Source organism: Phocoenobacter uteri, assembly GCF_900454895.1.
GTDB lineage: Bacteria > Pseudomonadota > Gammaproteobacteria > Enterobacterales > Pasteurellaceae > Phocoenobacter > Phocoenobacter uteri.
On sequence record NZ_UGTA01000001.1, the window covers coordinates 219859 to 240570 of the forward strand.

Here is a 20712-nt window from a genome sequence, read left to right on the forward strand (position 1 = left end):
TATAACCGCTTATATTTTAATTTTGAATCGGATTAACCTTGGCGTTTTGCACTTTTAAATAAGCCTCAAGCAATTTTTGATGTGCGTTTAAACCTGTTAAGTTTTCATCAGAGGCTTGCCATTGGAAGAATGGATTACCGCCTGAAATGGCATTCCATACAAACTCAACGGTTTCTGTGCCATACATTTTATTAAATACAGCACGATATTGCTCTGAGTCACGCTCTTCATCTAAAAAGAGTTCAAGGGATTGAATTAAGCAACGGTAGTAATTATTGCGTTCATCACTGAACACGCTTGCATTCATATCCACTGTCCAGTTTGCCCATTCTAATGCTTCTTCTAAATTGCCAACAGCAAGGTTCAGCATTGATTTTAATTCGCCGACTCGTAGCGTTTGTAAGGCTGAATTTTTATCTGCAACTAAACCGATAAACTCTCGTACACGCGTGAAATCGTCAATACCTTGTTCATCAAGCTGTTCGAGTAATTCTTGATAAGTTGCTTTATCGTGGTGGAAATTGGGCAAATCTAATAAAATTTCACGCCATTGCATTCCCATATTATTATTGGCATAAATCAAATCATCAGCAGGGTAAATATTTGACATACTTGGGGCTAAAATACGACACGCATAAACACCTAAATGTTCATAATCCATAATATAAACAGGCTGTTCAAGACGGTTGAAGATCGCCATTAAGTTATCAAATTCTTGTTGCGTTGAGCCTGAAAAATTCCAGTGAACAAAATCAAAATCAGGATCTTTTTTGAATAAATCCCACGAAATTAGACCGCTTGAATCAATGAAATGGGTTTCAATATTACTGTGTTCTGCGACATCATCATTATCAAAAGAAGGCGGTGTGAAAACATCTAAATCTTTTAAACTTCTGCCTTGTAATAATTCGGTCACAGTGCGTTCAAAGGCAACTTCAAAGTTTGGGTGAGCACCAAAAGACGCAAAACAAGTGCCATTTTGTGGATTTAATAAAATTACACAAATAACAGGGAATTCTCCACCAAGTGAGGCATCAAAACAAAGGATCGGAAATCCCTCGTCTTCCAATTTAGAAATGGAGGCTTTGATATTTGGATAACTGTCAATCACACTTTGTGGAATCTCAGGTAAGCTGATTGCTTCGCTAATAATTTTATTTTTTACATAGCGTTCGAATACTTCTGATAAACCTTGTACTCGTGCTTCAAATTTGGTGTTGCCAGCTGACATACCATTTGAAACGAATAAGTTAGCAATGATACTTTGTGGAATATAAACTGTTGCATTGTCGTTTAAACGAGTATAAGGCACAGCAACAATACCACGCTCTTCATTACCTGATTGTAAATCGACTAATAAATCTGGGGTTAATTCACCGTTTGGATCAAAATAGTTGCGTAAATAAGGATCTAATAGACCGCTTGGTAGCTGCTCTTCATCTTCAATTTTGAACCATTTTTCTGTTGGGTAATGGACAAAATCGCTGTTTGCAATTTGCTGACCTAAGTAGAAATCAGCCCAAAAATAGTTGGTTGAAAGACGTTCAAAAAATTCACCGAGAGCAGAAGCTAACGCGGCTTTTTTTGTTGCCCCTTTACCGTTGGTAAAACATTGTGGGCAGTTTTTATCACGGATATGCACCGACCAAACATTAGGTACAGGATTGAGCCAAGAAACTTCTTCAATATCAAAGCCAAGTTGGGTTAATTTATGTTGGAAAGTGGTGATACTTTCTTCTAGGGCTTTGTCTTTGCCTAGAATAAAGGTTTGTGTTGTCATTATGATTGTGTTCCTTATGTACAGATACCGTATGGCTTATCTATACAATGTTTAAAATTATGTGAAATACGTCTCAGATTAGCAAATTTATTGCTAGATACAAAGTAAATTTTACTCTCTAGAATGATATTTAATGATAAACTTAACTGATAGATTTTTAACGAAGAATAAAAAAATGAATGGTGCAGAATTATTAGTCAATGTAACGCCAAGTGAAACACGAGTCGCATTGGTTGAAAACGGTATTTTAAAAGAAGTTCATATTGAGCGAGAATCCAAACGTGGTATTGTTGGGAATATTTATAAAGGAAAAATTACCCGCGTGCTACCTGGTATGCAGTCAGCTTTTGTGGATATCGGATTAGAAAAAGCGGCGTTTTTACACGCCTCTGATATTGTCTCGCATACCGAATGTATTGATGAAAATGAGAAGAAACAATTTATCGTCAAAGATATTAGTGAGCTGGTGCGAGAAGGGCAGAGCATTGTTGTACAGGTTGTAAAAGATCCGATTGGAACAAAAGGTGCGAGGCTAACCACAGACATTACGTTACCTTCTCGTTATTTGGTATTTATGCCTGAAAATAGTCACGTAGGTGTGTCGCAACGCATTGAAAGTGAAGCGGAAAAAGAACGCTTAAAAGCACTTGTTGAGCCTTATTGTGATGAGCTTGGCGGATTTATTGTGCGTACTGCTGCCGAAGATGTATCAGAAGAAAGTTTGCAACAAGATGCTGCATTTTTAAAACGCTTATGGCGAAAAGTAATGGAGCGTAAATCAAAATACAAAGTTAAATCAATGATTTATGGCGAAATGGCTCTTGCACAGCGAGTCTTGCGTGATTTTGTGGGAACGGAAATTAGCTCTGTTATTATTGATTCTAAAACGACTTATGAGCAGGTAAAAGAGTTTCTAAGTGAATTTATTCCAGAACTTGCTCAAAACGTGCAACTTTATAGTGGTATTCAAACACTTTTTGATGCTTATGGTGTGGAAGAGGCAATTCAAAAAGGGCTGGAAAAACGCGTCGATCTAAAATCAGGTGGCTATTTAATTATCGATCAAACAGAAGCAATGACGACGATTGATATTAACACGGGAGCATTTGTGGGGCATCGTAACCTAGAACAAACCGTGTTTAATACTAATATTGAAGCGACCAAAGCAATAGCTCGCCAGCTGCAATTACGTAATCTTGGCGGTATTATCATTATTGATTTTATTGATATGCAAGATGAAGAACATAAAGCACGCGTATTGCAATCACTTGAAGAGGCGTTAAGCAAAGATAGAGTAAAAACCAATGTGAACGGCTTTACGCAACTCGGTTTAGTTGAAATGACCCGTAAACGTACTCGCGAAAGTTTAGAGCATATTTTGTGCGAAGATTGCCCTTCTTGTAAAGGCAAGGGAGTGCAAAAAACGGTAGAAACCGTATGCTATGAAATTCAGCGTGAAATTGTACGAGTACATCATTTATTTTCTGCTGAACTTTTTATTGTTTATGCAGCCAAAGATGTGGTTGATTATCTCATTAAAGAAGAAAGGCATGCCTTGCTTGCTGAGCTAGAGGTTTTCATCGGCAAGAAGATTGAGATTCGAATCGAACCATTTTATTGCCAAGAGCAATTTGATGTAGTGATGATGTGATTTTTATAGCTACTTGAATAGCTACGGCAATAATATAAAAGTGGAATTAAATAACCAAATTAACAAATTTTTTATTATTTATAGGAAATGAGTATGAAAATTAAATTATTTACTTTATCTGTTGTTGCGTTACTAACAGCGTGTGGTTCTGGTTCAGGATCTAGTTCACAAGATAATTCACCTAATGTAGCACCTTCTAATGCGGCTTCACATTCAGATAACTCACGGAAAGAGGAAAATATTCCGAATATTGGTAAGCCTCAGAATTCGAGTAATACGTCAAAATCAGAAGAATCCAAGAATGAATCTGAAATTGTAAAATCAGAGGAAAAACCTAAAAAAGAGAATTCTATAAATGTTGAAGAGATATTAAATGATAAAAATGATATCTCTGAGGCTGAAATAGAAAAACCTCATTCAAATGAGGCAGCTATAGATAAAAAAGACTTTATTATTGCTTCACCAAGTATGGTGTCAAGTAGCCTATGGAATTCCAAATCAGATAAGAAAATTGCTGCATTATCTGCTTACGATAAAGCACAAGTATTAAAAGTTTTAGAGAAAACAAATGAATATCGTAAAGCAGTGGGCAAAAAGCCGTTAGTATGGGATGAAAAGTTAGCTGCCTATGCTCAAATGCGTTCTCAAGAATTAGTTCAACACTATTCTCATACTAGACCTAATGGAACAGAATCTTACTCCGAAATTCAAATTACAGCTGGTTCTGTAGGTGAAAATATAGCTGCAGGGCAGGGTAATGCAGAAGAAGTTTCACTTGGTTGGAAAAATAGTGCTGGGCATTATCAAAATATAATTAGCGATCATTTTGATAAAATTGGTATTGGCTTTGTCCGAGTACCGAACAAATCTGATCCACAAGGTTATACCTATTACTGGACACAAACTTTTGCTGGCGGGAATGCTGAAAGCTCATATACTTTTGATAAAAATCATCAACCGAAAGAGCCTGAAGTAATTAACCTTTTAGGCAAAAATATTGTTCTGCTTGATGGTAATAAATTACAGTTAGAAAATGGACAAGAAATTGTCAGCAATGCAAGTAAAGCCTATAAAGAAAGACGATTAGCACATTCAATATATAGTAAAAGCTTACAATTTAGTGATGATAGTTTCAGAGCGATTCTTCAAGATCCGACAAAAGCAAATTTTGTTTATCAAACTTTTGGAGAGATAGTTGATAGTAACCAAGCTCCTGTACAATATGTAAACATCGGAAAACCTACTGTACCTGATAATATTGATATTATGGAAGCAACGTATAAAGGTGCTTCATTAGGAAGTGTAAGACAAGGAGAGCATTATTATGCCGATGTTACTGCAACAATTAGAGATAAAAAAATGGATGTTAGTTTAAGCAATACACGTTTTGATTACAAAGGAGAGGGGGAAGTTTATATTTTCACACCTGATTCTATACAAGGGCGAGGCTTAAATTTTACTGAAAAAAATATGCAATGGAATAGTGCAAATAAACGCTTTGAAAAACAAGATGATCAAGGAAATCATATCTTTAGCCATTTCTATGGACCAAAAGGTGAAGAGATTGGTGGGCAATTTAGCCGAGATGTTGAGAAACTTGGACGCTATAATGGTGTTTTTGGTGCAAAAAAACAGTAGATGCTATGGAATATTGGTATAAGCATATTTAAAAACTATTATAGTAAATTCATGATTAAAATGGGGACTTATAAATATAGGCAGTATTTTTCTGTTTTACTACTTTGGTTCAAATTTATAATTCCTCATTTTTGTTATTCAATGATCTGATAAAGCAAAATAGTAAATTTGGTTATGCTCAAAACTGTGAAAAGCATTAATATCATTCATCGCTCTAAAAGTTTTGAGCATGAGTAAACATTCTCCTAGTTTGACGTTGAAAGTTTAATCGTGTTGTTTTCAATAATAAAATTTTTATTCGTGATGCTTTGTAGGCGTTTGATCAGATCCTCTTCGGTACAATATTGTAAAAAAGGCTCAGAACCAAAGGTTTCTTTCATCTTAATCGCTAATGTTTTTATGTCTGTTCCCTTTTTATTTGGAAAAGCAATCAATAAATATTCAAGGGAGGTTAAAAGTGCTGGGTAATCAAATTTACGAATGTATTTTGATGATTTTATTGTATGGGTTTCAAATTCAGGATATTTCTCAAAAAATTTTCCCAGTGTTGAGCAACCAAAGTCTTTATACTTAAAATTAGGATTGATATTCTTCAGCTCTGATGAAACCTCACCTAAATAAGCAAAACCATCACCAAGATTATTTTTTCTCGATTTACAAATTTCAATGGCTTTAAAAATATCAGTAAATGGTACTTTTTTAGATGATGACGTAATATCAATGTTCTCATCGTTGGTTATTTGCTGACTCACATCAAAAAATTGTGAGCAAGCATTCGCAAAACAATTTTTAGTTTTGTTGCCATCGCCAAAACCATAAACAGCATAGCCTTTTTCCGTTAAATATTGCACGAGTGGCGTAAAATCACTATCACTTGAAGCCAATGCAAAGGCGTTAATATTTGGATTTTCAAAGAATAATGACATCGTATCCATTGTTATACGAATGTCGGCTGTATTTTTACCGCTTACATAATTAGGTTGATGAATAGCATTCAACGAATATTCATTATTTGTATCGCTCCAAGATTTTAAGGTGTCACTGGAAAAATCACCATAAACTCTTTTTATTCCGACCGTACCAAGTGTCGATAATTTGTTAAAAATCAGGGGAATTGATTTATAAGAAATATTTTCAGCGTCGATAAGTAATGCAACTTGTTGAGCCATTCTATTCTCCTTAAAGCACTCTTAGACAGACTCCCAGAGTGCTTGTTAGATAATAATCAATATAAGGAATTGCACCTTATCCTTTATTTTGAAGCTTTATTGTTAGGATTCATTTGGGCACCTCGATTGCCGTGAACTTGTGAATATTGACGATTAGTGCCACTTGTTCCACGATTTGCATTTTGTTGATTAGCACTGTTATTCGCTGGGCTAATACCTTTTGATTTACTCATAAAAATCTCCTTAGATTAAAAATATAACCACATAAGCACCATTGCTTTATGGCTATCAAGCATTGACCTGCTTGATAAGGTTATTTTAGTGGTGACAAAGGGAAAAAAAGGGACATTTTTCAATGTGCTGTTATTTTTTTGTCCCTTTTATTCCCTCTCAATTTTTTAGAATGAAAAATAAACATTTTATTTATTGAGGACGGTTTATGAAAACAAATACACTTGTAGTGAATTGGCATTTAACGGAACTTTGTAATTACAAATGTGATTATTGCTATGCCAAGTGGGATAACCAGAAAAAACAAGTCAAGGACGTTTTCAGGGAGAGCCATAAAGCGATTCGTATTCTGCAAGAATTACAACATCTTTTAGGGCATTATCAAAAACAGGGCGAATTTCAACAATTACGCATCAACTTTGCGGGTGGCGAACCGATGCTATTTCGCAAAGATTTTTATGATGTGCTATTGAAAGCTAAAGAAATGGACTTTGAAACCTCTATTATTACCAATGGCTCTTACATTGATGAACAATTATATCCATTTGCAGAGACATTGAATTTGATTGGCATTAGTTTAGATTCAGCATGTGATGAAACAAATCTCAAAATAGGTAGAGCTCAAAACAAGAGAACCCTCGATCTTGATCGACTTCATCATATCAATCAACTGAGAGCGAGAAATAGCTATCTTAAAATAAAAATTAATACGGTGGTAAATAGCTATAATTGTAATGAAGATTCAACACCACTTATTCAAAAATTTTCACCCAGTCGTTGGAAAGTGTTGAAAATGCTGGAAGTTAAACACAGTAATTTATCAATTACGGATACTGAATTTAAACATTTTTTGGATCGGCATCAATCTTTGCAAGAGATTATCTCGGTGGAGGATAATGATACGATGACGCAATCTTATTTAATGATAAATCCACAGGGAGCGTTTTATCAAAATGGTGAACGGTTAACGGATTATGACTATTCTCGCGCTATTTTAGATGTAGGAGCGATTGAGGCTTTGCAAGATATTCAATTTGATATAAATAAATTTAAAAAGCGATATGAATCAACGTTAATTTTTAAACAAAAAGTATCAGGTGAGTATTAAAAATGGTAGTGGGTAAAAGGATATAAAAAAGGTGTTGTAGAAATGGAGTGGATCTTTTCGAAAAAGTACGATAAAAATAAGCGGTTAGATTTTATTTAATTTTTGCAATTTGTAAATTTTGATAAAAATCTGACCGCTATATTATGCTAGAGAGAGCAAAATGCTCTACGGATATTGAGTTAATGCAGTTGCTTTTTATCACTCTCTTTTACTGATAACGCAAAATGGCTATGTAAAAATAGTGCGACAACTCGCAGATATTCAATAATTTCATCGGCTGCACTAGCAAGTTCAGCTGGGTTATCTTGCTCGTCATAACCTAGTTTTGAAATTTCATTTAAGTCATCAAGTGCTTCGCCCACTTCATCTTTTTCTGTTTGAAATTTTGGTTGAGCTAAGCCGATACCGAGCATAAAATGGCTTGTCCAATCTGCGATCTTATCCGCCATTTTAAATCCGTCATCATTATCATCAAAACAAAGTTGGAATTGTGTATCCGCCTGAGAATAGCTCTCTGTAAGCTGTTGGTAAAACTCAGTCAATTTTTTTAACGGAATTTGTGAAAAACAATGTCCATCATTGGTAAATTGATAAGTCAGCGTCTGCCAAGATTCATCTTTAATGCCACCAGCGACTAAGCCACTGAGGAAGCCATGAAACTCTGCAGGGGTATATTCGATTTGTAATTCAGCGATTAGCTGTTTAAATTCATTTAATTTTGTTATTGCCATAATTGTGTTATTTATCATTGTCTCAAAGAATGGCATAATAGCAAAAATTTTAAGATTGCGTGAGGATTTATGCCAAAGAATAATATTGAAATTCAAATTTTAGGACAATCAATCAAACTTTATTGTCCAGAGCAACAACAAGAATCACTATTTGAATATGCACAACTGCTAGAAGAACGAGTTGCAAAACTAAAACAAGAATCGAAAATTATTCAGCTTGAAAAGATATTAACGATTGTGGCATTAAATCTACAATTTGAATTAGCACAGGAAAAAGAGAAAAGTAATGAAGTGCAAGAAGGGTTAGTTTCTTGCTTGAAAAAACTAGATTCGTCGTTAGGAAATTTAAAATTTAATGACGAAGAGCAAATAAATCCTTAAAAAGGCGAAAAATTAGTAAATTAGAACAATAAAGACTAGGAATATTTAAAAAATTCCGTTAGTATTTGCACTACCTGAGGTGTTCGCTCGCTGGTTACGTCCCTGAGCCGATATCTAAAACCTTTTGAGTCTGAAATTCCATTATTGGTGAGCATGCTCGCTTGTTCGAGAAGCCTAAAAATAATTATTTTGACTCCCTTGAACCTTATGGTTCAGGACCACTCCGGTAACGGCACTTCGGGTACTTTCAACTTTCTTTCCTTTTGTCACTTTTCAATAAAAATTCATATATTGCTTTTAAGGTAAATTTTGTTTTACAAAAAGCAAAACCACTTTTAAGGATGAAGTCAAAAGTGGTTTTATTCTGAGAAGATAAAATAAATTAGTCGAGCAACCCTGCTTGTTTTAATGAATCTAGCATAATTTCTTGTGATTTTTCTGAAAGTGGTACAAGCGGTAAGCGAACACTTGGATCGCTAATCAATCCTAATTTGTGTGCAGCCCATTTTGCTGGCACTGGATTAGATTCTACAAAAAGATTTTTATGCAATGGCATTAAACGTTGGTTGATCGTTTCCGCTTCTTCGATTCGCCCTTCACGAACTAATTCGCACATAATCGCCATATCTTTGGCAACGATATTATTGGTTACAGAAATGACACCTTGTCCGCCTAATTTCATTGTTTCAAAGCCTGTCGCATCATCGCCACTTAGGAAAATAAAATCTTCGCCTGCAAGGGATTTTATTTTAGCTAAACGACTTACATCGCCTGTTGCTTCTTTAATTCCGATAATATTGGGAATTTCTGCCAAACGTGCTACTGTTTCAGGCAGAATATCACTACTAGTTCGACCTGGTACATTATATAAAATTTGAGGAAAATCAGTGTTTGCTGCGATAGTTTTATAATGTTGATATAAACCTTCTTGGGTTGGTTTATTGTAGTAAGGTGCAACACTTAAACAACCGATAATATCAATATTTTCTAGTAATTTTGCGGTTGCCATTGCATCACGAGTGCAGTTTGAACCAGCCCCTGCGATGACAGGAATTTTTCCTTGTGCAAACTCAACGGTTTTTTTAACAACCTCGATGTGTTCTTTGATATTTAGCGTTGGGGATTCGCCTGTTGTGCCGACTGCGACGATGGCATCAGTACCAGATTGAATATGGTATTCAACTAATTTTTGTAAATCATCAAAATTAACGTCGCCGTTTGCTTTCATTGGGGTGATGAGGGCGGTGATACTACCGCAAAATAAAGGTGCATTCATTGTTATGACTCCTGCTTTTTAATATTAGAATGTGTTTGGCATAAAATTGAGGCTAGCTTGCCAAAAATTAGGGGGAATATGCAAGTGATTTTTGATCTTTTTATGCGTTATATCATTTAATCTTTACAAAAAATTTATCCCTAACAAACGAAAACGTTTGCGTAATTGTGTCAGTTCTGTATAATTTTCCAGATTTTTTAACTTCGGAGATATTATGACAACTGAAAATATTAGCCCTGCAAAGCAATCATTCATTGGTTTACAGATGTTATTTGTTGCTTTTGGGGCATTGGTTCTTGTGCCATTGATTACAGGGCTTAACCCTAACACCGCATTACTTACCGCTGGCGTCGGCACACTTCTTTTCCAACTTTGTACTAAACGTCAAGTTCCGATTTTTCTTGCTTCTTCCTTTGCTTTTATTGCCCCAATACAATATGGCGTACAGCAATGGGGTATTTCTGTAACAATGGGTGGGCTAGTTTTTACTGGACTCACCTATTTTTTATTAAGTGCTTTAGTAAAATTTAAAGGCGCAGCTATTTTAGATAAACTGTTTCCTCCAGTTGTTGTTGGCCCGATCATTATTATTATTGGTTTAGGATTAGCACCTGTGGCGGTTGATATGGCGATTGGTAAAACCAGTAACGTACCTTATGAGCAAGCTGTGATTGTTTCAATGGTTACCCTAGTTACGACTTTAGTGATTGCCGTATTTGCAAAAGGATTGATGAAACTTGTTCCTATTTTGTTTGCTATCGTTGTAGGTTATATTCTCTCTATCTTTATGGGATTAGTAGATTTTCAGCCAGTTATTGATGCAAAATGGTTTAGCTTACCAGAGTTCACGACACCAGAATTTAAGTTGGAAGCTATCTTATATTTACTTCCTATTTCACTTGCCCCAGCCGTAGAACACGTGGGTGGCATTATGGCAATTAGTTCAGTTGCAGGGAAAAATTATTTAGAAAAACCAGGATTGCATCGCACGTTGTTGGGTGATGGTGTAGCAACATCAGCCGCAGCATTTTTAGGTGGCCCACCAAACACCACTTATGCTGAGGTAACAGGAGCAGTAATGCTAACGAAAAACTTCAATCCTAAAATTATGACTTGGGCTGCATTCTGGGCTATCGCGGTTTCTTTCTGTGGTAAAGTTGGGGCATTTTTACAGACTATCCCAAATGTTGTGATGGGCGGAATAATGATGTTAGTATTTGGTTCTATCGCAGCGGTGGGAATGAGTACTTTAATTCGTGCCAAAGTTAATCTAGGCGAAGCCCGTAATCTATGTATTGTGTCTGTTGTGATGACTTTTGGTATTGGCGGAATGTTAATTGATGTGGGGATGTTCTCATTAAAAGGCATCAGCTTATGTGCGATTGTAGCGATTTTAATGAATTTATTATTACCGAAAGAGACTTCTAAATCAGAAGAGTAAGCGGTTAAATTTTTATTAAAATTTACAAAAAAGGACGCTTTATTTGATGAAGCGTCCTTTTGCATTTTTTAGTTTTTCAATCTAGGCACAACAATAATCGCAGGTGCAACCAAAAGAGCCATCAAAAGAAAACTTAAACTTGGCGAGTAGCCATAAGTTAAACTTGCGAAGAGCGTAAATAACGCAGTGACACCACTAAATCCTAAACCAAAATATAAGCCCTGTAATTTAGGAATCAATTCTGAATCTTGGTTTGAAATATAACGAATCATTGCAAAGTGAGCTAATCCAAAGGTGAAGGCATGAAGAATCTGTCCTAATGCTAATAATGGTATCGCAACGGTTGAGGCATATAAAACCCAACGGATAATTGCCAGCGTGGTTGCAATTATAATTAAATGATGTATTTTTTTATTCGCAAATAATTTGCCAGAGATAAAGAATATGGCCACTTCAGAGGCAACAGATAATCCCCATAATAAACTTGCTGTTTGCGGATCGATACCTTGTGATTTCCAGTATAATGTGCTGTATGTGTAATATGTTGCGTGGGCAGCTTGAATAAGCGAGGTTGCAATCAACATTCTCAAAATAGTTTTATCTTTTAATAAAGATATATAACTTATTTTTGATGTGGTTTTACTTTTTTCAGGATCGACAAAATTGCAATTTGTTCCTAAAATTTGACCGCTTAACAGAAACACAAAAAAGCCTGTCATTAACCAAATGATAGTTTGTTCACCAAACCAACCTACGATATATCCAGTTGTCAACGACCCAACGACAAAAGCGATAGAGCCAAATAAACGGCTTTTACCATAATCGATTCCCACTTGTTTTTGCCACGTAGAGGCAATTGCATCACCGATTGTCATCGCACCACCATTTACGATATGGAAGAAAGCGAAAGCAGGCAATAACCACCAGATTGAGCTAACAGTGTATGCCATTAAAATACAAGCGATTAACATTAACACGGATAATAGTCGTGCTACATTTAATAATCGGCTAGGGCGAGTGACGATTTGAGGTGTTACAATGCTACCTAAGAAACGGAAAAGATAACCAGAAGCAAGTAAAAAACCGATAATTTCACTGGAATAATCATTGTATTCTAACCAGATAGGAAAAAATGGCATCAGCACACCATAGGTGCAGAAATAGCCGAAAAAGTTAAAAGATGTCCATTGAAAAGGCGAAAGTTTCATCATAATGATTGCTCCATTTCTTCTGCTCGCGTAATAACAGCAAGCATTGCTTCATTCACAATTTGAGTAAGGTTATGTTGATTAAATACATTCAGTGCTTCTGCGGTTGTTCCCCCTTTTGACGTTACATTTTCTCTTAATTGAGAAAGGGAAACATCAGGATTTTGTGCAACTAACTTTGTTGCCCCAAGTGCTACTGATTGCACGAGATCACGAGCATCTTGCTCGCTAAATCCCATTTGGATAGCTGATTGTTGCATTGCTTCCATAAAGCTAAAAAAGTATGCTGGGCTTGAGCCTGTGATTGCTGTAATTTGGTTTAACTTACATTCTTCTTCAACCCAATAACATTTACCCACCGCATTCATTAAGGTTTCCGTAAAGTGTTTAGCGGTTAGATTTACATGAGATTTTGCAAATAATCCAGTTACCCCTTCCCCGATTAAAGCAGGTGTATTTGGCATTGTTCGAATAATATTTTTTGCACTTGGTAATAGGGTTTCCAAACGATGAATTGAAATGCCAGCAGCAATAGATATAATCCATTTATCTGAAAAATCAATTTCTGAAAATTCACTACACACATCGCTCATCATTTGCGGTTTAACGGCAAGAATAATAACATCCGCGTGTTTAACTGCTTCTTTATTACTTAAATTAACGGTTATCCCTAACTCAGATAATTCTTGGCGACGAGTTTGATTGCTTTTATTGCAAGCGATAATTTGAGCAGGCGAGAAGCCTTTTTTTATTAAGCCACAAATTATCGCAAAAGCCATATTTCCAGCCCCAATAAAGGCTATTTTTTTATCTTTCATAACATCCTTTTTCTGCAAGTTTGAATTTTGCGAATATTAGCATTTTTGTAAAAAAAAGCGAATAAAATGTGTCGTGAACAATCAATTTTAAAAAGGAATATTCTCCATTAGATTAACAGGAAAAAGAAATAAAAAGGTTATTTTAAATTTGATACTAAATATTCTTTTATCACATTTATGTTTAACTTTACTTTCTATTTCGCTCAAAAAATTGCGATAAATGTCACAAAAACGAAAAAAGAAGGTTGTTTTTGTTTTTTTTATGGCATATTTTATCACTTAGAGATTATTTGTTTTTGGAGAATGAAATTATGAAAAGAGTAGATCTAGTACAAAATATTGAAAATAAGGATGCTTGGGATGTGATTGTTATCGGTGGTGGTGCAACAGGATTAGGGGTTGCATTAGATGCCGTTACTCGTGGTTATTCAACATTATTATTAGAAGCAAATGACTTTGCGAAAGGAACATCAAGCCGTTCAACCAAATTAGTACACGGTGGGGTGCGTTACTTAGCACAAGGTAATGTCGCTTTAGTTCGTGAGGCATTGAGAGAGCGTGGTCGTTTAGCACAAAATGCACCGCATTTATTTAAAACACAGCCTTTTATTATTCCGGGTGAAAAATGGTGGACAGCACCTTACTATACTTTTGGGTTAATGATTTATGATTTATTGGCGGGTAAATTAAGTATTGGTCGCACGAGTTATGTCTCAAAAGGTGAATCTCGTAAACGCTTAAAAGGGGTGAAAGAAAGCAAATTAAATGCAGGTGTTTGTTATTACGATGGTCAGTTTGATGATGCTCGTTTAGCAACAACATTAGCACAATCTATTGTCGATAATGGCGGTACAGTATTAAATTATTGCCGTGTGACAGATTTACAAAAAGATGCTGCGGGCAAAGTAAGCGGGGTTTGTTGTAAAGATACGATTAGCGGTAAAGAATATACCTTAAAAGCAAAAGCCGTTGTGAATGCAACAGGTGTATTTGCGAATGATATTATGGCAATGGACGAACCCGGTAGTAAAGCCCGTATCGTACCAAGTCAAGGAATCCATCTTATCTTAGATCGTGATTTCTTACCAAATGATGATGCGTTAATGGTACCAAAAACAAGCGATGGTCGTGTGTTATTTGCTGTGCCTTGGCATAATAAAATTGTGGTTGGAACAACAGATACTTTAGTGAAAGATGCCGATTATGAGCCAAAACCAATCGATCAAGAAGTACAGTTTATTTTAGATACGGCAAAAGATTATCTTACCAAAGCCCCAACACGTGAAGATGTACGCAGTGTGTTTGCTGGCTTGCGTCCACTTGCCGCACCAAAAGAAGAAGGTAAATCAACTAAAGAGGTGTCTCGTAGCCATAAAGTAGAAGTGTCTGATTCAGGGCTTGTGCATATTCTTGGGGGTAAATGGACAACTTACCGTCAAATGGCGGAAGATACTGTGGATGCAGCAATTGAAAGCGGTCTAATTTTTGCAAAACCTTGTAAAACCGTTGATTTACGCTTGCACGGGTATGATAAAAATATTCACTTAGATGATTCCCATCTTTCTCCTTATGGAACGGATGCGAAAGAAATCGAAGCATTAGCACAAAGTGATGAAAAATATGCAGCACTGATCCATAAAGATCACCCTTATACCTACGCACAAGTTAGATGGGCGATGGATAATGAATTAGCAACCACGTTGGAAGACGTGTTAGCAAGACGTATACGTTTACTTTTCCTTGACGCTCGTGCAGCAGGAGAAGTAGCTCAAAGCGTAGCTGAGTTTATGGCTACACATTTAGGTTGGAGTGAAGAACGTGTAAACCAAGAAGTAAGTGCGTTTACTCAATTAGTTAAACAATACTTATTATAATGTAATTTAGGGCTGACATTTTGTTAGCCCTTTTTATTCAATCTCAAACATAGGAGTACAGTATGTCAAAATACATTATTGCTTTAGATCAAGGTACAACCTCATCTCGTGCGATTATTTTCAATCACAGTGGCGAAATTGTAAATGTTGCTCAAAAAGAGTTTACACAGCATTTTCCACAAAGTGGTTGGGTAGAGCATAACCCAGAAGCGATTTGGAGTACCCAAATTTCTGTAATGAGTGAAGCGATGACAAAAGCAAGAATTAAGGAAGATGAAATTGCTGCTGTGGGGATCACAAACCAACGTGAAACCACTATGATTTGGGATAGAAAAACCGGTGAACCTATTGCACGTGCAATCGTGTGGCAAGACCGTCGTACCGCTCGTTATTGCGATACTTTAAAAGAAGAATATGGCGAAGTGATTCGTAAAAAAACAGGTTTAGTAATTGATGCTTATTTCTCTGCAAGTAAAATTAAATGGTTATTAGATAATGTTGAAGGTGCGAGAGAACGTGCAGAAAAAGGCGAATTAGCATTTGGTACAATGGATTCTTGGCTAGTGTGGCGTTTAACCGAAGGAAAAGTTCATATTACAGATGTCACCAACGCAAGCCGTACCATGATTTATAATATCCACGATATGCAATGGGATGAAGAATTATTAAAATTATTTGATATTCCAAAATCATTATTACCAGAAGTAAAATCAAGCAGTGAAATTTATGGTTATGTAGATTCTCGTTACATTCCAGGTGGAAAAGTGCCTATTGCAGGTATTGCGGGCGACCAACAAGCAGCATTATTCGGTCAAATGTGTACCCAAAAAGGGATGGTTAAAACCACTTATGGAACAGGCTGTTTCTTATTGATGAACACAGGCGAAGAAGCAGTTGAATCTAAAAATAACCTATTAACCACAGTGGCGTGGCAAATTGGCGGTAAAACTACTTACGCACTAGAAGGTGGTGTGTTCGTTGGTGGTGCTGCAATTCAATGGGTACGTGATGGTTTACGCTCAATTCGTACTGCTGATGCAATCAACGGTTTAGCCTCAATGGTAGAAGATAACGGCGGAGTTTACTTCGTTCCAGCATTGGCAGGTATGGGGGCGCCATATTGGGATCAATACGCTCGTGGTACGATTATTGGTATTACGCGTGGAACAACAGACGCTCACATTGCGCGTGCAACCTTAGAAGGTATTGCATTTGAAGTATATGACATTGTAAAAGCAATGGAAGCAGACTCAGGCGTTGCAACCAAAGAATTACGTGTGGACGGTGGTGCAGCAGCAAGTAACTTATTAATGCAAATTCAATCAGATATTTTCCAATTTAATGTGGTGCGCCCACAAGTATTAGAAACCACAGCGCTTGGTGCGGCTTACCTTGCAGGTTTAGCGGTGGGATTCTGGAAAGATACCGATGATATTTCAGCACAATGGAAAAAAGATCGTGTATTCAACCCAGAATTAGAACAACAAAAAGTTGATCATATGTTGAAATATTGGCACAAAGCAGTAAATGCTGCGCGTCACTGGATTGAAGAATAGGAGGCTATTATGAGTCCATTTGTTGCAGAAATTGTCGGCACAGCCTTATTGATTTTACTCGGTAACGGCGTGGTTGCAAACTGTGTTTTAAAAGACACTAAAACCGGTGGCGGAAGCTGGATGGTCATTACCACCGCTTGGGCATTTGCGGTGTTTATTGGGGTTGTGGTTGCAGGACCATACTCAGGTGCACATATGAATCCAGCGGTAACGGTTGGTTTAGCTGTTGCGGGTTTATTCTCTTGGGCAAGCGTTGTACCTTATATCATCGCACAATTTATTGGTGCAATGATTGGGGCGACATTAGTCTATTGTTTCTTCATCGATCACTTCAAAGCAACGGATAATGAAGGGGCAAAACGTGCGTGCTTCTCAACTGAGCCTGCCATTCGTAATATTAAAGTGAACTATATGAATGAAGTTATCGGCACATTTGTATTGATGTTCGTTATCTTCTACATTACAGGGGCATCAGTGACCTTACCAAATGTTGAAACAGCCGCACCAATCGGTTTAGGTTCAATCGGTGCATTACCTGTTGCGATTTTAGTTTGGGTTATTGGTTTAAGTTTAGGCGGAACCACAGGTTATGCAATTAACCCTGCTCGTGATGGCGGACCACGCATAGTCTTAACATTATTAAGCAAAAAAGTAGGTGCAAAACCAGATTGGGCTTATGGTATCGTGCCATTAACAGCACCAATTGTGGGCGGTGTCATCGCAGCCCTATTGTTTAAAATCTTATCTTAATGATTTGATTTAGTCAGTCTGATCTTTTAGAATAGGCAAAAATCAAAGTGACGTGGTATTCAAGCCACGTCATTTTTTATTTGTAAATGTTTAGTAAAAAATGACCGCTTATATAGCCCTTTGTTTTTACAATACTTTTTATAAAATAACCCACTTTTCAACATTTCATAGGAATAATTATGGCGTATACTACTTTTTCACAGAATAAAAATGATCACCATTATTATAGCTTGTTCCTTTTAAATCAAGATATTTCAGAGATTTAGTTTGAGTGGAAGATGCTAAAAATGAATATATTGTTCTATTTCTATGCTTATAGTTACGTGTGTTTTTTATAACCTAATAGGTTACAACAAACCTTTATAATAATCCCAATCAAAATATTGTCCTGGATCGATTTTTCTTTCTGGGGCGATATCACAGTGTCCAACAATACGATCTTTTACGATTTTTGGATAGCTCTGCTGAATAGTTTGAGTTAATTTTGCAAGGCTTTGATATTGTAATTCTGTAAAAGGTTGTTCGTTACTGCCTTCTAATTCAATGCCAATCGAAAATTCATTGCATTTTTCTCGTCCTTGAAAGTTCGATACCCCAGCGTGCCACGCCATATCATTAAAATTAACATATTGCGTAATTTCACCCTTACGATTGATTAAACAATGAGCGGAAACCCTTAAATCTTTAATTTCTTCAAAATAAGGGTGCAAATTTGGATCAAGCGTCCCTTCAAAAAAACGATCAATAAAATCGTCCCCAAATTGCTCAGGGGGAAGGCTAATATAATGGATCACAAGCAATGAAATATCATTTGTGTCAGGACGAGGGGAAAAGTGAGGTGAAATCACTCGTTTGGTATCCGCAAGCCAGCCATTTTCTATTTTTAAATCCGATTTCATTGTATAAATTTACCTTATATTACGTTAAAATGTCGTCTATTTTATATAAAAGAGAATCAAAATGTTAAGTTATCGACACAGCTTTCATGCTGGAAATCACGCTGATGTACTAAAACACATCGTTTTAACCCTTATTTTAGAGTCATTTAAAAAGAAAGAGAAACCTTTTTTCTACCTAGATACCCACTCAGGTGCAGGACGTTATAGTCTATTAAGCCGTGAAGCGGAAAAAACAGGGGAGTTTATTGAAGGGATCGCAAGACTTTGGGATCGTGATGATCTTCCTGAGGAAGTGGCAAAATATATTGCCGAGATCAAAAAAATCAATAAAGGAAAATTACGTTTTTATACAGGCTCACCTTTGCTTGCTGTACAACAACTTCGTCCGCAAGATCGTGCCTTATTAACAGAATTACACCCGAGCGATTATCCGTTATTACGCAATGAATTTGCAAAAAATGCAATCGTAGTGACTAAACGTGATAACGGATTTCAGCAATTAAAAGCCGCCTTGCCACCAAAAGAAAGACGTGGCGTGGTGTTAATTGATCCTCCTTATGAATTGAAAGAAGATTATGAATTAGTGGTGCGTGCGATCCGTGAAGGTTATAAACGTTTTGCGACAGGGTGTTATGCGATTTGGTATCCTGTGGTAATGCGTCAGCACGTCAGAAAAATGGTGCGAGGATTAGAAGAAAGCGGTATTCGTAAAATTCTTCAAATTGAATTGGCGGTGCGTCCTGATTCGGATCAACGTGGAATGACAGCAAGTGGAATGATTGTGATCAATCCACCTTGGCAGTTAGAAAAACAGATGAAGAAAATCCTCCCTTACTTAACCAAAACCCTTGTACCAGAAGGAACAGGGAGTTTTAAAGTAAGTTGGATTACCCCTGAATAAGAGTTGAAAGCAAGCGGTTATATTTCTGAAATAATTTACAAATTATTCATTTTATTTAACCGCTATATTTTAGGTTTTATTTTGTGTTGGTTAAATTTTATATTGAGTAACGGGTGGATATTCCATTCGCGATGCTCATTCAATCCACCCCTACGTTAATTAAAAAAACACATTTAAGGAACAACATTGGAACAGGTTAATTTAATTTTAGAGCCACAAGATAATATGCGTTTACAATCACTTTGTGGTGCATTTGATGATCATTTAGATTTAATTGAAGAAAGTTTTAATGTGATTATTAGTCGTAATGGCTTTGAATTTGTGATTGAGCCTGACGATGAAGATCCTGTGGCAGATTTTGTGTTGCAAAACACCGCAAAATTATTGCAAAAATTATATAACGAAACCGCTCCGATTAAAGGGAAAGTGAAATTATTGGATCTTGAAGATGTGCATTTGATGATCCAAGAAAGCCGAATGTTACTACAAAATTCCACAGATAAAAAAAGCGAGAAAAAAAGTAGTATTGGCAATATTGCGATTAAAACCAAACGTGGTGTGATCAAACCAAGAGGCGAGCATCAGCAACGTTATTTACATAATATTTTAACTCACGATATCAGTTTTGGAATTGGTCCTGCGGGAACGGGAAAAACCTTTTTGGCGGTAGCTGCTGCGGTGGAATCGTTGGAACGTCAGGAGGTTCGTCGTATTTTATTAACTCGCCCAGCGGTTGAGGCGGGGGAAAAACTCGGTTTTTTACCCGGTGATTTAGGGCAGAAAATTGAGCCATATTTACGTCCGCTTTATGACGCCTTATTTGAAATGCTTGGTTTTGAAAAAGCCCAAAAATTTATGGAGCGAAATATCATTGAAATTGCCCCTCTTGCTTATATGCGTGGTCGTACCTTAAATGATGCTTTTATTATTTTAGATGAAAGTCAAAACACCACCATTGAGCAGATGAAAATGTTTTTAACCCGTATTGGTTTTAATTCCAAAGCGGTAATCACAGGGGATATCACCCAAGTGGATTTACCGCGTTCCCAAAAATCAGGTTTGAAACATGCTCAAGAGGTGTTGAGCAATGTGCCAGATTTAAGCTTTAATTTCTTTGATAGTCACGATGTGGTTCGTCACCCTGTGGCTGCCAAAGTAGTACGTGCTTATGAAGAATGGGAAGCAGAGGATGAAAGACGTAAGGCAGAATATAAAGCTCAAAAACAAATAGAACAGCAGCGTGAAAAATTAGTTTTAGAACAAGAAAAATTGATGTTGGAACAAGCTAAGCTTAGCTAAA

18 protein-coding genes and 1 other RNA gene are annotated in these 20712 nt (G+C 36.5%); 11 read left to right on the top strand and 8 right to left on the bottom strand.

Going from position 1 to position 20712, the window contains the following annotated elements:
* Positions 1-16 precede the first annotated feature (16 nt).
* A complete protein-coding gene (gene ycaO / locus DYE60_RS00990; RefSeq protein WP_115314777.1) occupies positions 17-1780 on the bottom strand; it encodes a 30S ribosomal protein S12 methylthiotransferase accessory factor YcaO in 1764 nt (587 codons plus the stop codon).
* A 175-nt stretch (positions 1781-1955) separates the two neighbouring features.
* On the opposite strand from ycaO, the gene rng reads away from it, so the two are divergent.
* Positions 1956-3431 (top strand): ribonuclease G, encoded by a 1476-nt coding sequence (gene rng / locus DYE60_RS00995; protein ID WP_115314778.1) that lies wholly within the window; start codon positions 1956-1958, stop codon positions 3429-3431.
* Between the two features lie 93 nt (positions 3432-3524).
* Positions 3525-5069, top strand: a complete 1545-nt coding sequence (locus DYE60_RS01000) for a CAP domain-containing protein (RefSeq protein WP_172460343.1) — start codon at positions 3525-3527, stop codon at positions 5067-5069.
* Positions 5070-5314: 245 nt separating this feature from the next.
* On the opposite strand, the gene DYE60_RS01005 is transcribed toward DYE60_RS01000, so the two are convergent.
* A complete protein-coding gene (locus DYE60_RS01005; protein WP_115314780.1) occupies positions 5315-6238 on the bottom strand; it encodes an NYN domain-containing protein in 924 nt (307 codons plus the stop codon).
* 83 nt (positions 6239-6321) lie between these two features.
* Positions 6322-6471, bottom strand: coding sequence for a hypothetical protein (locus tag DYE60_RS10175; RefSeq protein WP_172460344.1), 150 nt, complete (start codon positions 6469-6471; stop codon positions 6322-6324).
* 206 nt (positions 6472-6677) lie between these two features.
* On the opposite strand from DYE60_RS10175, the gene DYE60_RS01010 reads away from it, so the two are divergent.
* Positions 6678-7577, top strand: a complete 900-nt coding sequence (locus DYE60_RS01010; RefSeq protein WP_115314781.1) for a viperin family antiviral radical SAM protein — start codon at positions 6678-6680, stop codon at positions 7575-7577.
* Between the two features lie 179 nt (positions 7578-7756).
* Here DYE60_RS01010 and DYE60_RS01015 read toward each other — a convergent pair whose 3' ends face one another.
* Positions 7757-8308, bottom strand: coding sequence for a UPF0149 family protein (locus DYE60_RS01015; RefSeq protein ID WP_115314782.1), 552 nt, complete (start codon positions 8306-8308; stop codon positions 7757-7759).
* A 69-nt stretch (positions 8309-8377) separates the two neighbouring features.
* On the opposite strand from DYE60_RS01015, the gene DYE60_RS01020 reads away from it, so the two are divergent.
* On the top strand, positions 8378-8689 hold the full coding sequence (locus tag DYE60_RS01020) for a cell division protein ZapA (protein ID WP_115314783.1): 312 nt from the start codon (positions 8378-8380) through the stop codon (positions 8687-8689).
* A 68-nt stretch (positions 8690-8757) separates the two neighbouring features.
* A non-coding RNA gene (gene ssrS / locus DYE60_RS01025) (6S RNA) lies at positions 8758-8937 on the top strand.
* 134 nt (positions 8938-9071) lie between these two features.
* On the opposite strand, the gene dapA is transcribed toward ssrS, so the two are convergent.
* Complete coding sequence (gene dapA / locus DYE60_RS01030) at positions 9072-9971, bottom strand: 4-hydroxy-tetrahydrodipicolinate synthase (RefSeq protein ID WP_172460402.1); 900 nt, start codon at positions 9969-9971, stop codon at positions 9072-9074.
* 208 nt (positions 9972-10179) lie between these two features.
* On the opposite strand from dapA, the gene DYE60_RS01035 reads away from it, so the two are divergent.
* Positions 10180-11406, top strand: coding sequence for a uracil-xanthine permease family protein (locus tag DYE60_RS01035; protein ID WP_115314785.1), 1227 nt, complete (start codon positions 10180-10182; stop codon positions 11404-11406).
* Positions 11407-11474: 68 nt separating this feature from the next.
* Here DYE60_RS01035 and DYE60_RS01040 read toward each other — a convergent pair whose 3' ends face one another.
* Positions 11475-12617 (bottom strand): 3-phenylpropionate MFS transporter, encoded by a 1143-nt coding sequence (locus DYE60_RS01040; RefSeq protein WP_115314786.1) that lies wholly within the window; start codon positions 12615-12617, stop codon positions 11475-11477.
* On the bottom strand, positions 12614-13432 hold the full coding sequence (gene proC / locus DYE60_RS01045) for a pyrroline-5-carboxylate reductase (protein ID WP_115314787.1): 819 nt from the start codon (positions 13430-13432) through the stop codon (positions 12614-12616). Before proC ends, DYE60_RS01040 begins: the two co-directional genes overlap by 4 nt.
* Before the next feature lie 311 nt (positions 13433-13743).
* On the opposite strand from proC, the gene DYE60_RS01050 reads away from it, so the two are divergent.
* From DYE60_RS01050 to DYE60_RS01060, 3 genes are all read left to right on the top strand, one after another.
* Complete coding sequence (locus DYE60_RS01050; protein ID WP_115314788.1) at positions 13744-15306, top strand: glycerol-3-phosphate dehydrogenase/oxidase; 1563 nt, start codon at positions 13744-13746, stop codon at positions 15304-15306.
* A gap of 62 nt (positions 15307-15368) precedes the next feature.
* Complete coding sequence (glpK, locus tag DYE60_RS01055; protein WP_115314789.1) at positions 15369-16862, top strand: glycerol kinase GlpK; 1494 nt, start codon at positions 15369-15371, stop codon at positions 16860-16862.
* 9 nt (positions 16863-16871) lie between these two features.
* On the top strand, positions 16872-17612 hold the full coding sequence (locus DYE60_RS01060) for an MIP/aquaporin family protein (protein WP_115314790.1): 741 nt from the start codon (positions 16872-16874) through the stop codon (positions 17610-17612).
* 347 nt (positions 17613-17959) lie between these two features.
* On the opposite strand, the gene ampD is transcribed toward DYE60_RS01060, so the two are convergent.
* Positions 17960-18511 (bottom strand): 1,6-anhydro-N-acetylmuramyl-L-alanine amidase AmpD, encoded by a 552-nt coding sequence (gene ampD / locus DYE60_RS01065; RefSeq protein WP_115314791.1) that lies wholly within the window; start codon positions 18509-18511, stop codon positions 17960-17962.
* Positions 18512-18572: 61 nt separating this feature from the next.
* Here ampD and DYE60_RS01070 point away from each other — a divergent pair, with 61 nt between their 5' ends.
* Complete coding sequence (locus tag DYE60_RS01070) at positions 18573-19412, top strand: 23S rRNA (adenine(2030)-N(6))-methyltransferase RlmJ (RefSeq protein ID WP_115314792.1); 840 nt, start codon at positions 18573-18575, stop codon at positions 19410-19412.
* A gap of 225 nt (positions 19413-19637) precedes the next feature.
* A complete protein-coding gene (locus DYE60_RS01075; RefSeq protein ID WP_424450104.1) occupies positions 19638-20711 on the top strand; it encodes a PhoH family protein in 1074 nt (357 codons plus the stop codon).
* The last annotated feature ends 1 nt before the right edge of the window (position 20712 follow it).

What these genes read in the sequence shown, in the direction of transcription:
- ycaO (WP_115314777.1), bottom strand. Translation starts at nt 1,780, where the DNA reads ATGACAACACAAACCTTTATTCTAGGCAAAGACAAAGCCCTAGAAGAA.
- rng (WP_115314778.1), top strand. Translation starts at nt 1,956, where the DNA reads ATGAATGGTGCAGAATTATTAGTCAATGTAACGCCAAGTGAAACACGA.
- DYE60_RS01000 (WP_172460343.1), top strand. Translation starts at nt 3,525, where the DNA reads ATGAAAATTAAATTATTTACTTTATCTGTTGTTGCGTTACTAACAGCG.
- DYE60_RS01005 (WP_115314780.1), bottom strand. Translation starts at nt 6,238, where the DNA reads ATGGCTCAACAAGTTGCATTACTTATCGACGCTGAAAATATTTCTTAT.
- DYE60_RS10175 (WP_172460344.1), bottom strand. Translation starts at nt 6,471, where the DNA reads ATGAGTAAATCAAAAGGTATTAGCCCAGCGAATAACAGTGCTAATCAA.
- DYE60_RS01010 (WP_115314781.1), top strand. Translation starts at nt 6,678, where the DNA reads ATGAAAACAAATACACTTGTAGTGAATTGGCATTTAACGGAACTTTGT.
- DYE60_RS01015 (WP_115314782.1), bottom strand. Translation starts at nt 8,308, where the DNA reads ATGGCAATAACAAAATTAAATGAATTTAAACAGCTAATCGCTGAATTA.
- DYE60_RS01020 (WP_115314783.1), top strand. Translation starts at nt 8,378, where the DNA reads ATGCCAAAGAATAATATTGAAATTCAAATTTTAGGACAATCAATCAAA.
- DYE60_RS01035 (WP_115314785.1), top strand. Translation starts at nt 10,180, where the DNA reads ATGACAACTGAAAATATTAGCCCTGCAAAGCAATCATTCATTGGTTTA.
- DYE60_RS01040 (WP_115314786.1), bottom strand. Translation starts at nt 12,617, where the DNA reads ATGATGAAACTTTCGCCTTTTCAATGGACATCTTTTAACTTTTTCGGC.
- proC (WP_115314787.1), bottom strand. Translation starts at nt 13,432, where the DNA reads ATGAAAGATAAAAAAATAGCCTTTATTGGGGCTGGAAATATGGCTTTT.
- DYE60_RS01050 (WP_115314788.1), top strand. Translation starts at nt 13,744, where the DNA reads ATGAAAAGAGTAGATCTAGTACAAAATATTGAAAATAAGGATGCTTGG.
- glpK (WP_115314789.1), top strand. Translation starts at nt 15,369, where the DNA reads ATGTCAAAATACATTATTGCTTTAGATCAAGGTACAACCTCATCTCGT.
- DYE60_RS01060 (WP_115314790.1), top strand. Translation starts at nt 16,872, where the DNA reads ATGAGTCCATTTGTTGCAGAAATTGTCGGCACAGCCTTATTGATTTTA.
- ampD (WP_115314791.1), bottom strand. Translation starts at nt 18,511, where the DNA reads ATGAAATCGGATTTAAAAATAGAAAATGGCTGGCTTGCGGATACCAAA.
- DYE60_RS01070 (WP_115314792.1), top strand. Translation starts at nt 18,573, where the DNA reads ATGTTAAGTTATCGACACAGCTTTCATGCTGGAAATCACGCTGATGTA.
- DYE60_RS01075 (WP_424450104.1), top strand. Translation starts at nt 19,638, where the DNA reads ATGCGTTTACAATCACTTTGTGGTGCATTTGATGATCATTTAGATTTA.